Source organism: Chroococcidiopsis sp. CCALA 051 (assembly GCF_003015105.1).
GTDB lineage: Bacteria > Cyanobacteriota > Cyanobacteriia > Cyanobacteriales > Chroococcidiopsidaceae > Chroococcidiopsis > Chroococcidiopsis thermalis.
Genome location: NZ_PYCI01000059.1, coordinates 23,786 through 37,399 on the forward strand (window position 1 = coordinate 23,786; position 13,614 = coordinate 37,399).

Genomic DNA, 13,614 nt, shown 5'->3' on the forward strand with positions numbered 1-13,614 from the left:
TGGCGATCGCTCAATTTATGCAAATATAATTTTGATTTTTGTAGGGGCGGGTTTAGTAGATAGATTGACAACCTGAGTTGTAGATTTTTGATCAAAACCCGCCCCCACAGTTTTCAACTTCCACTCATATCTAGCTTCGGCGTAATTTGGCATTTTGACCAGGCAAGATCGCCCACTTAGGCACTAACTTAACGCTCGACTGCCCCTAACGCCAAAAGCGTAGCTGTTTGGGCTGGGGTTAAACCTGTTGCACCAGCAATTTTCATACCTTCATAGAGTCGGTCGGCTCGTAGCGTTTGCAGGCATTTACCCGACTTAACATCCCAAAGCGCGATCGTCTCATCCTGACTGCCACTAGCCAGCAATAGATTATCGGGACTGAAAGCCACTGAGTATACCCAACTTGTATGACCTGGCAACACTTGGAGGCACTCACCACTTGTCACATCCCACAAGCGCACCGAGCAGTCATCGCTACCGCTAGCCAATATCGTACCGTCTGGACTGAAGGCAACCGAGCGTACCCCGCTGGTGTGACCGTGGAAAATTTTTAGACATTCACCGCTGTTTGCATCCCACAAGCGGATAGAGGCATCAGCACCGCCACTAGCTAAGATTTCCCCTAAACCTTTCGATAGGGAGATTGGGCTAAAACTCACTGACCATACCCAACCAGCATGACCATGTAAGATTTTTAGGCATTCACCGCTGTTTGCATCCCACAAGCGGATAGATGCATCAGCACTACCACTCGCTAAGATTCCTCCTAAACCTCCTTCGTCAAGGGAAGTTGGGAGGTTCGGGCTGAAGCTGACCGACCATACCCAATCAGTATGACCGTCCAAAATTTTCAGACACTCACCACTTGTCACATCCCACAAGCGCACCGAGCGATCGAAACTACCACTCGCCAATGTTTGACCATCAGGGCTAAAAATAACTGAAAATACCCAGTTAGTATGTCCGTGTAGTGTTTGGAGGCACTCACCGTGCTGTACGTTCCACAACTTGACCGAGAAATCGGCGCTACTACTTGCAAGGATGTTACCATCTGGACTGTTACTGGAATCTACAGGCGTATAAGCAACCGATCGCACCTCTGTAGCATGACCGTGCAGCACTTGCAAACACTTAGCACTCTTGACATCCCATAAATGCACGATCGCGTCTTCACTACCACTAGCTATGGTACTCCCATCCAAACTGAAACTGACCGAGCGGATACCATTAGTAGAACCGCATAAAGCTTTCAGACATCGACCGCTTTTTACATCCCACAATCGCACTGAAGCATCATGGCTGCCGCTAGCTAAGACACTACCATTCGGACTGAAAGCAACTGCCCAAACCCAATTCGTATGTGCCGATAATGCCTTGAGACACTTACCACTGTTAACATCCCACAACCGTATTAAGGAATCAGCACTACTACTGGCGAGGATGCGATCGCTTAGAAGATCGGTCGATTCTTGGCTGGGTGCAAAGGCGACAGACCAAACGCCATTTGTATGCCCGTGCAATGTTTTGAGGCAACGACCGCGCTTCACATCCCACAATCGCACTGATGAGTCTTCGCTACCACTAGCTATAGTCTGACTGTCGGGACTCCAGGCTACAGATCGCACGCCGCTCGTATGTCCTGACAAAACTTTCCAGCATCGACCCGTCCGAATATTCCACAACCGCACCGAGGTATCGTGACTGCCACTAGCAAGAATACAAGCATCGGTGCTGGGAGCAAAAGTGATAGACCAGACTCCGCTAGTATGACCGTGCAAGATTTGCCAACATTTACCATCTGCATCCCACAGCCGAATTGATGCGTCAAAACTACCACTAGCTACAGTTTGACTGTCGGGACTCCAGGCAACAGATCGCACGCCACTGGTATGTTCCTGCAAAACCTTCAGGCATTGACCCGTGCGGACATTCCACAACCGCACCGAAGTATCGTGACTGCCACTAGCTAGAGTCAAACCGTCAGGACTGAAGGCGACTGCCCACACCCAACCCGTATGTCCCTCAAATGTCAAAAGCTGTTTGCCGTCTATCACTTGCCACAAGCGAATTTTTCCATCCACATCGCCTGTCGCTAAAAGCTTGCCATCGGGACTAAATACAACTGAGACAACACTTCTTAAGGTTTCGGCAAATGCAGACTTGAGTAGATTGGCATTTTGAAAATTCACGCCGGATAAATTGACTTGTCGTAAATCGGCTTGCCACACCGCTAGTTCGGAAAAATCCAGCGATCGCAAATCTGCTTTCATCTGCACCAGCAGATTGAGAATATTTCCCCCTGCATAGCCGATTCGGACTTGTTGTCGCTGCTGACTTGGCAACAGCCGCAATCGTTCGATCGCTTGTCGTTCGCTCAATTGAGCCATCAAACGCTCGATCGTAGGCTGCACGATCAGCCGTCTTTGTGTCTCCCGCACGTAGTCTTTAGCAAGTGCTTGCATTAACGGCAACCGCTGGCATAAGTCGAGCTGCTCTCTTGTCAATTCCTGGCTTACCTGCTCGACCAATCGCTCCGTGACGTACTCCATTACCATTGGTTGCAGTGACAGATGCTCGCCACTTTTCTCGATTAGAGATCGCCGGAACAAGAAATTAATTGCTTCGGGTAACTGGCGCTTGTCTGCAATCGTCACCATCGCTTCTGCTAATTGGGCGATCGCGATCGGTTCTCGGTGTATTGCTAACCAATACATGACTTCTTGCTCGACTGCTGACAGGCGTTGAAACTGCCGCCCTAGTAAATCGCGGATATCTTCAAAGATTAATATCCCCCGCTCTACGTACTGCAACACGGGCGTAATTCTGCCGTCAAATAGTTCTTGCGTTGCGGCTGCTACCAATTTCAACGCCAATGGATTGCCTCCATAGTGAGTCACCAGTCGGTTCCATTCTGCGTCCGTTCCCGTAAATTCTCCCTTTTGTCGAAATAGCTCTCGCCCTTGGGTTGGTGCTAATCCTCCTAGCAACAGCGATCGCGTGGGTAGCCATTCGCCTTCGAGTAATGCTACTTCTTTCGGCTTTTCCCGACTCGTGACGATCGCGCAACTTTGATGGGACACCTCCCCAAAACAGCGCAGCAGTTGACCGTAACCCTCGTAGCCAATGCGATACTGTCCGGCTCTACCAGAGAGTAAAATTGTTTCAGCGTTGTCTAAAATCAGTAGACAGCGCGAGGAGCGCAAACATTCCATCAATTTTGACAATCTATCGCTCAAGCTGGCAGGTGGAACTGGATCTTCTCCTCGTCTTTGTAGTAGAAATTGCAACACGCTTTCGAGTAACTCTTCTAATAGCGGTGCGTTGGAGAGCGATCGCCAAATTACGAGTTCAAACTCATTTTGAATTTGCTGTGCTAGCTTCACCGCTAAGGCACTCTTGCCAATGCCACCAATCCCCAATAACGCTACTAAACGGCAACGTTCTTCCAGTAACCATTGCCGCAGTTGTCTGAGTTCTGCCTCTCGACCGCAGAATGTCGAGACATCGATCGCTTCTCCCCAGTCCTGTTGTCGATTTTCTGGCGCAGATTCCCGACCTGCTAACGACAACTCATGTATGGCACAGTCTCCAGGGGACAGTTCTAGGCTAAAAGCATGAAAAAAACACTCTAGCGATTGCCGATCTACCCTTTCTTGGCGCTGGAGAATGCGGGAAATAGTATGTAGTGATAAACCCGTGCAATCGCTTAGTTGTTCGCGAGTCAAGCGCCGACCCCAGTTAGACTCTGCCTCTAACGCTTGCTTTGCCCGTTGTAGTTTGCGCCATCCTTGAGGAGTGAGAATGACACCACGCTCGCGTTTGGATTTAGATGGAGGCATGGAAGCCATAGACTACCAGTAAAATGACGAGATTTGAGGTAATCTGGAGCCGAGCTGGACTTAACATTTGCTTTTGTGTCGATGGGATGTTTGAGTCTAATTCTAACAGCAAGTGCCGGAAGTAAAAACTGCGATCGCTACACAATTGGCAAAGCTTGTAGATTTTATGTTAGTCAAACAAGAAAAGAGCTAGGTACTTAGAATTACCCTCCTAGCTCAGACGAGAGCGGATGCGATCGCCGCTCTTTTATCCAAGTCCGAAAAGCTTTCAAAGCAGGACGAGTGCCTGCGGTGCGGCTCAAGGCTAAAAACTGAGAAATGCCTTCAATCGCGGGAAAGTTGGGAAAAATGAGACTAGTGGAAGATGCAATATACCTTCCTTCACTCAGCACGTAGACTTGTAACTGACGATTTTGATAACGCCAAATTTCGGGGACGCGCAGAGCTTCGTAGGCACTTAACTGGGTACTAGATGTGAGATCGATCTCAATAGCCAAGTCGGGGGGTGGATCGGTACTCAGATCAATGCGCTCTCTACCAATCATCAGAGCGTGATTTTGAATATAAAAGCATTCATCCGGTTCGATCCCCGCTTGCATATCCTCTCGCCGGAAAGTCGTCGATCCTAATGGCTCCCAGTTCATGTCTAATTCGTCCAGCAGCACTTTCAATAGATCGGCAATTACGACTTTGGATTGTTCGTGTTCTGGTAGGGGAGCCACAATTTCTAACGTTCCTTTGCTGTAAGCCAAACGGATAGTGCGATGCTCGCCTAACTCTGCCAAGATTGCCTCAAACAGCTGCCAGTTGACGTGCCGCAATACCACTCGCTGACCTGGGAGGACATCAATTTGCTTCAGTTGGAGAGTCACCATACGTCACCACGACTCCTATGAAGTGGATTAGCTAGCATTAACAAAACGCAAATCGGTGCGTTTTGACTGGGGCTGAGCGGAGCCAGCCATCATCTCAGTTGCCGAGCGTGGCGCAAGAAGTTGAGTCCGGTGTTGGGCAAGTTCGCGTTGCAATTGTCGAATTCGCTAAGCGAAAAGCCTCTAGTTCCTGCTGCCGTAACCAGTCGTCGAAAACTAAGTCCATAACCCGCTTGTCTAGCTGTTGGAAGGATTGTAGCACGCCCAAAGAAGCGGACTTTTGAAGGCGATCGCGCTTACGAACGTGCTGGGCAATGTAGAAATTGAAATGGATCGAGAGCCGAAACCAAATCGATCTTGAAAGGCTCAAGCGATACAGCAACCGCTCCAAAGCGTAACGCCCTAGTAGTTTTTGAAATTCTTCTGGCTGTGCCTGGGAGCGATTGAAGTTTAACAAGCGCTGCTTGACCGAGGCTGCTTGGTTCTTCATTGGTTGGAATGCCTCTAGCAAATTGAAAATGCTTTTAGGTAAGGTTTCATCGCGTTTTCCACTCGGCAAATTTTGGCATAGTGATGTAGTTCGCTGCGCGGACCCCATTTTTCATTCAAATAACGTCGTTGTTGCAAATAGTCCCGCAGTGCTTCCATCGCCACGTCTTGCCCTACCTTGTGGCGGAATTTGAAACAATCCACCACTGTTTTCGCCGCGCTCGTCACTCGTACCGTCACTCCCTCAAATTTGTGTGATTCCACGCCCGCAGTCAATGCCTCCCCAGACATATAAACTAGCTGTACGGGTGGACGATCGATCTTGGGACGATGTGCTTTGTTCTGGATTGCCAGCCAGACTTGCCACGACCACTGGGTTGTCAATTGGTGGAACTGTAGTGCTGAAAGCAGACAAATGACTCCATTTGGCACTCGCTTGCAGACTTCAACTAAGCTGTGTTTTTCCGTAACATCGTACTCCATAGAGGTATACACGCCTCGATTGGAGCGCATCAGTATTCCTTGCCGTTCCAAGCGCTGGAGATAGCTGACGGGAATGTTTCGCGACTCAAAGTCTTTGGGTGCGACAACACCTCGGCTGTGTACTAGCTCCAAAGCTTGCTCTAACTTAGTTTTATTCATAGCTTTGGTTGAAATGCTCGGTAATTATATTATTTTACCTAGTTTTTAAACCACAAACGCTTTTAACAAACAAAACTTGAGGTTCCACCCCTAAGAGAATGCTTACGCCTGCTTTCAACAGATGGATAGAGGTGTTTTCTTTTTAGCGAAAAGGCTGCGCCTGGACAAACAGAAAAGCTTAACTATTCGTGTCGGTTAACAGCGCCAAAAAAGGCTGCGCCTGTACGAAAAAAATCACTCTTGCTACTTGTAGAGGACACAACTATGGCTAACACTAAAAAACTATCTCTAATTAACGATGCTGCTATGGGCGAATACCGGATCGAAGCCTACGACTCTCGTAAGTACAACGCAGTCTTCTATTCCATCCGCGAACTGTACGGTAAAGTTGCCCAACGGCAGCTAGGGGAAGCTTTTGATTGGGAAACGTTCAAACAACATTTTGAAATTAGCTTCGGTAAAGCCGAAGAACGCAAGTACACTATGGAACAGTTACTTGCATTTGCTAAAGACAAGTTCGACTATTCCCTAGAAAAGTTGATCGAGTACAATCAACGCAGCTGGCAGCGCCGCGAACAACGGCTGAAACAGCAAGCTACATACCGAAAGCTCGAACTCGTCGAACAACCCGCAACTGGGGGTGACAGTATTTTTGCTGCTGAAATTGCTACGGAAGAAATTGCTTAATCAACCAAAAAAGTTTCTCTGAAATTTATAGAAATCAGCCCTAAAAAGGCTGATTTTTTTCATATTCTGAACGCTACTGTTATCAAGCAGAAAGCTACCACCCTTTAGAGTACCTAGAGGTTATTATAGTTTATCGGGCATTTCTATAAAATCTTTAGGTCTAACATACTTTGTAATTTGCTTTTTTGCAGAATTGCCATTACTGTTAGAAATATTAAGATTATTATGAAAATTATTATTAGTTACATCGCTAGTTTTGCGCTCGGCTACAGATGGAGTAGCAGTGCTAAGATTAGGTATTTTATACTTAGCACTAAACCGTTCAAAACTCTTGACGTGTACGGACCATGCATCAGCGTATCTGCTGAGGGACTCCCCAGCAAGTAAATCTGGCGACACCACAACACCGCCATTCCAAACTACTGTTATGCCTTCTTTAACAAAATAAGCGTCTAGTTCTGGTGCTACATATTCAGCAGTACCGCCAGTCAGGATCGCCTCATCCAGTTCGGTTGGGGCAAGAGACTTAATCCAACGCACGACTGCCCGCGCGTATTCGTCACGAGAAATCCTAGCAGCGGAGGCAAATGCTCCTCCATCTGAACGGATATCGTTGGCAGAACGCTTTCTCGACAACCCTTGCAGCACCTCTAGATGACAATTAGCTCCAGCAGCAACTAAAGCCTGCACAACTTGCAGATCGTCTCCAGACAACCCGCCTTTAGCGCGACCGACGAAGTTGTTCACCATCCAGAACATACCCAGATCGCTACTCGTGCCAGGTCTGAGGTTACCGCGATCGCAGATGAAGCAACTAGCATTTCTGTAGCCTAGCATGACTAGGGCAATCGTCTTTTGCTTGTAATCTGTACCTAAGTGTCCAATTCGATAGCCAAAAACACCCCCACCTTCTGGCATCAACTCAAAATCTACAATCTTCACTCGCAATTGACCGCTGGGCGTATCAAACTTAGCTAAAGATGCTGCTAGCTTCGACAGCAACAACGCCTTATCGTGTTGGCTGACCTCCCCTGGCGGTAAGAGCAATGACATCGAGACGCTAAAACGTGCTGTCAAGCACAGCTTTTGCTGTAAAACCCATAAAACACCAGCAATCTTAGGTACTGCCAATTCATACTTGAGATCCCGCAACTGGGAGATGCCGCCAAATCTAGCCCTTGCCAAGTAACCCACAGCAAAATGATCCACCCCAGGCACTTCCACCCAACAACTATTTTCGGGAATGCCCTCACTCTTTAGATCTTTTACTGACTCGTGGGAGATATCTGCTAACTCTGGGTTCATGCTCACCACTAAAGGTGCAGCACTCCCCAACTGCTGGGCGATCGCCTTCGTCCTACTGGCACCTAGATCGAGCGTTACTACTATGTCGGGTACGGTCTTGGTTTTTATTGCTGTCATGCTCGATTGCTCTTATTCTTCCTTACACTAGGAGGAAGGTCGCACAAAAATCTCTACTCTGTTATATCCTGAATTGCTACCTATTTAGCTCAACCCAAGGAGAGCAAGGAAAATTATGGCAGCGACATTGAAACAAAAGCTCTCGCACTTGCTAATAGAGCGACGGCAGAAAGTTGAGCAGCGATCTGCCGAGCTACTAGCCGAGGAAATGTCCCGCCAGCAGCTTCGCTCAAACTAGACTCAACAGCAGATGGCAGAAATCTAGCAAATTGACCAGCCCCAATAATTGCTATTTTTCGCATACTAAATCCTCTACCGATTTTCGGTCTAGATTTGATGATTTAGCAGATTAGGTGAAGGCACTTATGTGGAAGATTTTTCGACTTGAGCGAGAAATGTAACTTCTGGGCGTGCAGCTTTGTTAACAAAATACCCGATCCCCCGATAGATTGCTCGATCGACTACTGGTCATGCAAGCTCCACGGTGGCGTTAGGATCGATCCGATAGGATACGCCACGGTAACTTAAGGTTATAAGCTGCTCCAGATTCGCAGACTTGTTGGAATGGGCGATTGTCAGCTTGAGCAGGATGGCGATCGGATGTTGTACCGCGATAGAAGAGTTTCATATTTCGTCTCCTGAATGTATGGTTTTTGATTGAACTACTAGTTTTGTTGAGCGGCGAGGTTGCCCTCGTTCGATAGTCTTAATTTATCGGTAAGGAGTGGTTACACACATCAAATAAATATCACGTTTAGACCACTACATCTGTCATATTCGGCTGGGGAAATTAGTATTGAAGCTCAGCAAAAAGACTACTTTTCCGATTACAAGAGCGCACTCTGGCAATCGTGAGAGAATGGAATAACAAGTAAGGACAGCTAATTATGAAGCGAGAATTTAATGTGATTATCGAGCGAGATGTAGATGGTTACTTTGTTGCTTCTGTTCCCAGTCTTACTGGGTGTCACACGCAAGCTAAATCTTTAGATGAGTTGATGGAACGTGTCCGAGAAGCTATCGAACTCTGTTTGGAATTTGAGGAAGAACAGGATTCATTGGATTTTGTGGGTGTCCAACGAGTTGTGGTTGAAGTATGAGCCAACTGCCAAGTTTGACAGGACGCGAAGTCATAGCTGCTCTTAGTAAAATAGGTTTTGAGATTGCTAGGGTGCGCGGAAGCCATCATATTTTGTTACATAGTGATGGGCGTAGAACAGTGGTTCCAGTACATTCTGGAGAGACAATTGGTCGGGGTTTATTAGCACAAATACTGCGCGATTGCCAGATAACCCGTGACGAGTTTAAGTCCCTGTTATGATGTATAGCTCTGCGGTAATGGGGCATAAGGATCGAGAAGTATTTAATAGGATATACATGATTTATGGAATGCGTATTGCGTAACTAACGTACCCTACAAGAGCGGCGATCGCACTGATAAGGGAAAACTCGATCGCACCTTCCTTACCGCTTCGTCAAATAGCTACGCTGGTACGATAAGGCAATGCAAAGGCGCGTTTGTGACAATTGGGAACGGTAGAAGTAGCTTTAGGCTTGGATAACCTGACTTTCCATCGGCATTGTCCATTTTTTAGCGATATTCTGGAGTGCCAGATGGATAACTTGAGAGAGCAGATTCATCAGTCAGGAAAGCTCGATGATTTTTGATGACTTTTCGAGCGCGTCATGTTGAGTGACTCAATGGAGGCGACTCTCTGGCTTAGGTTAACCAAACTCCATTTATTGGTGGGTAGTTTACTCCAGTCGCAACTTTAACATGGCATCCCAAACCTCGTCATGAGGTAACTCTTCTTGTGCTTCTTCATCTTCGTCTGGCTCTTCGCTTGTAGCTGTACCGTCCGCATCTCTACGTGCATCTGCTCTCCTAGCACTTGACACCTGCTGCGGCGATGCTGCAACATCTATATTGCCTTTTGCAGTTGGTCGTTCTGTTGGCGGCTGCACTAACACTCGTGCCATTCCCTCTAAGTCGCACATCCGCTCGATCTTCCCAATCTGCGCTTCTAATTGGGCGATCGCGTCAATGGCTGCTTCCCGTAACTCTTTGCCTGTCAGCCCTGCATCCAAGAGTGCTAGGGGCAAATAATACGCCCGTAATGCTTCGCACACTAGCTCTGTCTGAGGGCGACGGCGTTGCTGCAAATATGCAAACGTTATGCCGTCATCACTACCGATCTGACGCACGATCCGCGCTAACTGAATCGTACCTGTCGAACCCACCGCTGCTTTTCCTGGCATTGATAACTTTAACCCCTATTCTTTGTTCTTCTCGATTAATGCGTTGCACTCAACACCAGCGATCGCGCTTAGTGCATCGTTCTGACTTCCTACCTGGTATCTTTACCGATCGCCTCTGCTACGAATTCAAACTTGGCAGGATGATTTTACCAACTGCACTTAACCAATACCCACTGGAGCGGAAGGCAATGACCGCTATCGTTCCAACTCAAACACTAACAACATTATTCCTATCGGTTTAGTCAAGTTTGTCTACTGTTATTTATGTATAAAACTACTTTATTTCTTCGTAAGGAACTTATCCTCCGTATTTCCCCCAGATCTACCCCAATCGCACCCACTTTTGCTCTCAATCTGCTCCCGATCGCACCCACTTTTGCCCCCAACTGCCCCAATTATCCTCCAGATTTGTTTTGCCCCCAATCTGCTCCCAAATTGCTCCCGATTTTCTCCCAAGCTTCTCCCAATCTGCCCACTATTCTTCACTACCCTTGATGGCTGGGAAAAGAGGCAGCATCTTTCTTAGTTAATGGTTTCAAAGTCTCTTCTGTCCTGGGTTTTACAACATATTGAACCTGCTTTAAGCGCAGGCATCGCCCCAGAGTGCCTCGCTACCATCACAGCCGATCGCGGCTGAGCGCCAGCTATGTCTAGAGCATCTCGCTTCTCTTCGGCTATTCTCAATAATCTCTATTGTTGACAGTAATGAGTGCAGGTTTTGTATTATTTATGTATTATATCGCAGTATAGAAGCGATCGCATCTCAACTATTCCTAAGCATTGTACTATGTCACTTTCCCACCGTTGATACACGCTTAACGTTGCCCATCACCCGTCGCAGATCGCCTTAAACATCTACAGATCATCTCTCGGCGGTCGGGTGCATGAGCATTGTTGGTTGGATATCATTTTGTTAAGCGCAAAGATAAGGAATCCGCTAGCTAAAGCACTCATTGAAATATCGGAAATTCATTATGACAGAAGTGAAGAATGAATCCAAAGCAAAACCCAAACAGAACACTTCATTGCAGCCGAGCGTCAAGCATTGCACCATTGAAATCGACGGTATAGAAATCTTTTACCGAGAAGCTGGGTCGTCGGACGCACCCGTGGTATTGTTGCCGCATGGCTACCCTTCCTCGTCATTCCAGTTTCGCAATTTTATGCCTGTACTGGCAGACTGTTGGCATTTGATCGCACCCGACTATCCAGGCTTTGGCTACAGCAGCACCCCCGACCGAGCGCGCTTCTCCTACACCTTCGATGGCTACGCCGACTTTCTTGAGCGGTTCACAGCCGCAATGAAGCTGACGCAATACACGCTCTACCTACATGACTACGGCTCTCAGATCGGGCTTCGTCTTGCCATGAAAGCACCAGAACGGGTCGTTGCTCTCATCATCCAGAACGGCGATATCTACGAAGATGAACTCGGACCAAAGTACAAGGATCTCAAGGATTACTGGGCGCACCCGACCTCCAAAGGGCGCGAAAAGCTCGGCAGGGCTGTGAGTGAGGAAGGCTTTCGCGACGAATTTGTGGGCGAGGTTTCCGAGCATCTGATCGAGCGGATCAGTCCCGATCTCTGGAAACTGTCGTGGTCGCTGATGCAGTCACAGCGTCGCGAAATCGCTATCGGTCTGATGGAGGGCTTACAGGAGAATCTTGAATGGTTTCCCAAATACCAAGCCTATCTGCGCGAGTACCAGCCGCCGACGCTGATTATCTGGGGTCCTCATGACGGCTATATGCCCGAAGGTGCGGCGCGAGCCTATCTCAGAGATGTGCCTCACGCTGAACTTCATCTTTTGGACGGTGGGCACTGGTTACTGGAGACGCACTTGACAGAAGTTAGCGCTCTTGTTCGAGACTTTCTGAGTCGCATTGACAAACGTGAAAACCTTTAAGGATAGAAAGCTGCAAAGTAATTACACAAGCAACAAGACTACGATCGCGTGCTAATACTTTTGATTGCATTCCCTTCATCAATACTGTGAGCTTTGTGGCAGCAGCGGCTGTCTATCAACCAACAGTATGAATAGTGTATGCACTAAAGTTCCAGTACACAAATTACGCTCCTCAGTATATTTTTGTAGCTTTTGTAATCAGTGTTACCGAGAGCGATCGCCGTCGAACGACACTTGCTACAGCCACGGTATCAATCCCAAATTCAAGTCCATCCAGTATTCTTATACTGCTGCCTTTGCGCCAGCTATGTTTAAAGATGCTATAAATGAAATAAGTTAAGTATAAAAATTGACTCTTTAAATAAAGATGGGAAAGCAGAAAAAAAACAATCGAGTGACAGCAAGGTTCAGTGATGATGACTATGCCGAGGTAAAAAAGAAAGCAAAGAAGTCTAACACTACCGTTGCCGAATATATAGAAAGATCTGCCTTACGTAGGGAGATCCCTACTCCCCCCACCATCAACCAAGTCCTTGTCTACCAAAATCTGGGCAAAGCCAGGGAACTCATATTTACCATTCGCAATACATGCAAGCTGTATGGCGATCGCACGATGCTAATTGCAGAAATATTGCCCCTACTGGAAACTATGGAAAACCACATTCAAGCAGCTGGAATGGAAGCTTATGGGTTAGGGAAGAAGCTGGACGATGTAGAAGCTGAGAACCAAAATAGAAAAGATGCGGCATGACGAACCAGGAAAACTTGTCTGATTCGACTGAGCAGTGTTGAGCCAATATATTTTATCTACCCTAACCAACTAATTTTCACACAGAAGAATTCTAATCTGAAAAATCTAAAGTAGAGATAATGACAAAAATGCTACGCATATGTAAAGTAAAAACATAAGTATTGGTCTTTGAAACATTAACTATGCCGAAATATATTTGTAGCTTGAATTCCAAGAGTGCTTGGTACTTACCGCCAGAAGAAGTTGCCCAGCAAACTTTCAGCACAGAAAAAGAGGCAAAACAGTGGTTTTACCAAAATTGCCCCGATCTCAATCTAGAATTCAGTGGCTTCCACCTCACTATACATTTACCTACAAATTTTGTATCGTGTAATGGTAAAGGGGTAGGACAAATAATTGAATACTCAAGTAAGCAGTAGAATAATGCTGGAATAACTTAAAACTTATGCTACAAAGTTATAACAGACAAACTTCTGAGGGAGTTGTTTAGTAAAATCTCCAATAATTTTCTTTTTAAAGAATATGTTTAATTAAATATTATAAATAAAATAGTTCAGATTGGCGCATTAAAAGTCAAAATGGGATTAATTGATGGTCGATTGCTTCGCGAACACGTAAAGCAACAGTGTATAAGCGTATATCACAGTTATCTAACCAACTCTGATAAAGCAATACATCGGACAGAATCAGGCGGCGATAGTGCCGTAGGAACGAAGACTTTGGTAGTTGGGATGAGATTTAATCAA

15 protein-coding genes are annotated in these 13,614 nt (G+C 46.7%); 7 read left to right on the top strand and 8 right to left on the bottom strand.

Annotated features, from left to right (window positions below; all coding sequences use genetic code 11):
- Positions 1-188: 188 nt before the first annotated feature.
- The 4 genes from C7Y66_RS15840 to C7Y66_RS15855 form a co-directional block, all read right to left on the bottom strand.
- Positions 189-3,848, bottom strand: coding sequence for an NB-ARC domain-containing protein (locus C7Y66_RS15840; protein WP_233222702.1), 3,660 nt, complete (start codon positions 3,846-3,848; stop codon positions 189-191).
- A 194-nt stretch (positions 3,849-4,042) separates the two neighbouring features.
- Positions 4,043-4,714 carry a Uma2 family endonuclease gene (locus C7Y66_RS15845; RefSeq protein ID WP_106546336.1) on the bottom strand — a complete coding sequence of 224 codons (672 nt, stop codon included), beginning with the start codon at positions 4,712-4,714 and terminating at the stop codon, positions 4,043-4,045.
- A gap of 94 nt (positions 4,715-4,808) precedes the next feature.
- The gene (locus C7Y66_RS15850) at positions 4,809-5,201 is read right to left on the bottom strand and encodes a hypothetical protein (RefSeq protein ID WP_106546337.1); all 393 of its coding nucleotides are present in this window, start codon (positions 5,199-5,201) and stop codon (positions 4,809-4,811) included.
- A 14-nt stretch (positions 5,202-5,215) separates the two neighbouring features.
- A complete protein-coding gene (locus tag C7Y66_RS15855; RefSeq protein WP_106546338.1) occupies positions 5,216-5,842 on the bottom strand; it encodes a type IV toxin-antitoxin system AbiEi family antitoxin domain-containing protein in 627 nt (208 codons plus the stop codon).
- A 264-nt stretch (positions 5,843-6,106) separates the two neighbouring features.
- Between C7Y66_RS15855 and C7Y66_RS15860 the strand changes: the two genes are divergently transcribed.
- Positions 6,107-6,529, top strand: coding sequence for a hypothetical protein (locus C7Y66_RS15860; RefSeq protein WP_106546339.1), 423 nt, complete (start codon positions 6,107-6,109; stop codon positions 6,527-6,529).
- A gap of 123 nt (positions 6,530-6,652) precedes the next feature.
- Here C7Y66_RS15860 and C7Y66_RS15865 read toward each other — a convergent pair whose 3' ends face one another.
- From C7Y66_RS15865 to C7Y66_RS31890, 3 genes are all read right to left on the bottom strand, one after another.
- On the bottom strand, positions 6,653-7,951 hold the full coding sequence (locus C7Y66_RS15865; RefSeq protein WP_106546340.1) for a ParM/StbA family protein: 1,299 nt from the start codon (positions 7,949-7,951) through the stop codon (positions 6,653-6,655).
- Positions 7,952-8,064: 113 nt separating this feature from the next.
- The gene (locus tag C7Y66_RS15870) at positions 8,065-8,253 is read right to left on the bottom strand and encodes a hypothetical protein (protein ID WP_106546341.1); all 189 of its coding nucleotides are present in this window, start codon (positions 8,251-8,253) and stop codon (positions 8,065-8,067) included.
- Positions 8,254-8,441: 188 nt separating this feature from the next.
- Entirely contained in the window at positions 8,442-8,579 is a 138-nt protein-coding gene (locus C7Y66_RS31890) for a hypothetical protein (protein WP_199197462.1), read from the bottom strand.
- Between the two features lie 259 nt (positions 8,580-8,838).
- Between C7Y66_RS31890 and C7Y66_RS15875 the strand changes: the two genes are divergently transcribed.
- Together C7Y66_RS15875 and C7Y66_RS15880 are read left to right on the top strand one after the other, a co-directional pair.
- On the top strand, positions 8,839-9,051 hold the full coding sequence (locus tag C7Y66_RS15875) for a type II toxin-antitoxin system HicB family antitoxin (protein ID WP_106546342.1): 213 nt from the start codon (positions 8,839-8,841) through the stop codon (positions 9,049-9,051).
- On the top strand, positions 9,048-9,272 hold the full coding sequence (locus tag C7Y66_RS15880; protein ID WP_015163072.1) for a type II toxin-antitoxin system HicA family toxin: 225 nt from the start codon (positions 9,048-9,050) through the stop codon (positions 9,270-9,272). Before C7Y66_RS15875 ends, C7Y66_RS15880 begins: the two co-directional genes overlap by 4 nt.
- A gap of 434 nt (positions 9,273-9,706) precedes the next feature.
- Here C7Y66_RS15880 and C7Y66_RS15885 read toward each other — a convergent pair whose 3' ends face one another.
- On the bottom strand, positions 9,707-10,210 hold the full coding sequence (locus tag C7Y66_RS15885) for a hypothetical protein (RefSeq protein WP_106546343.1): 504 nt from the start codon (positions 10,208-10,210) through the stop codon (positions 9,707-9,709).
- A gap of 38 nt (positions 10,211-10,248) precedes the next feature.
- Here C7Y66_RS15885 and C7Y66_RS30560 point away from each other — a divergent pair, with 38 nt between their 5' ends.
- The 4 genes from C7Y66_RS30560 to C7Y66_RS15905 all read left to right on the top strand — a co-directional run bounded on the left by C7Y66_RS30560 (position 10,249) and on the right by C7Y66_RS15905 (position 13,287).
- A complete protein-coding gene (locus tag C7Y66_RS30560; protein ID WP_146149804.1) occupies positions 10,249-10,452 on the top strand; it encodes a hypothetical protein in 204 nt (67 codons plus the stop codon).
- Positions 10,453-11,184: 732 nt separating this feature from the next.
- Positions 11,185-12,117, top strand: a complete 933-nt coding sequence (locus tag C7Y66_RS15895; protein WP_106546345.1) for an alpha/beta fold hydrolase — start codon at positions 11,185-11,187, stop codon at positions 12,115-12,117.
- A 367-nt stretch (positions 12,118-12,484) separates the two neighbouring features.
- Complete coding sequence (locus tag C7Y66_RS15900) at positions 12,485-12,868, top strand: hypothetical protein (protein WP_233222703.1); 384 nt, start codon at positions 12,485-12,487, stop codon at positions 12,866-12,868.
- A 182-nt stretch (positions 12,869-13,050) separates the two neighbouring features.
- Entirely contained in the window at positions 13,051-13,287 is a 237-nt protein-coding gene (locus tag C7Y66_RS15905) for a hypothetical protein (RefSeq protein ID WP_106546347.1), read from the top strand.
- Positions 13,288-13,614 lie beyond the last annotated feature (327 nt).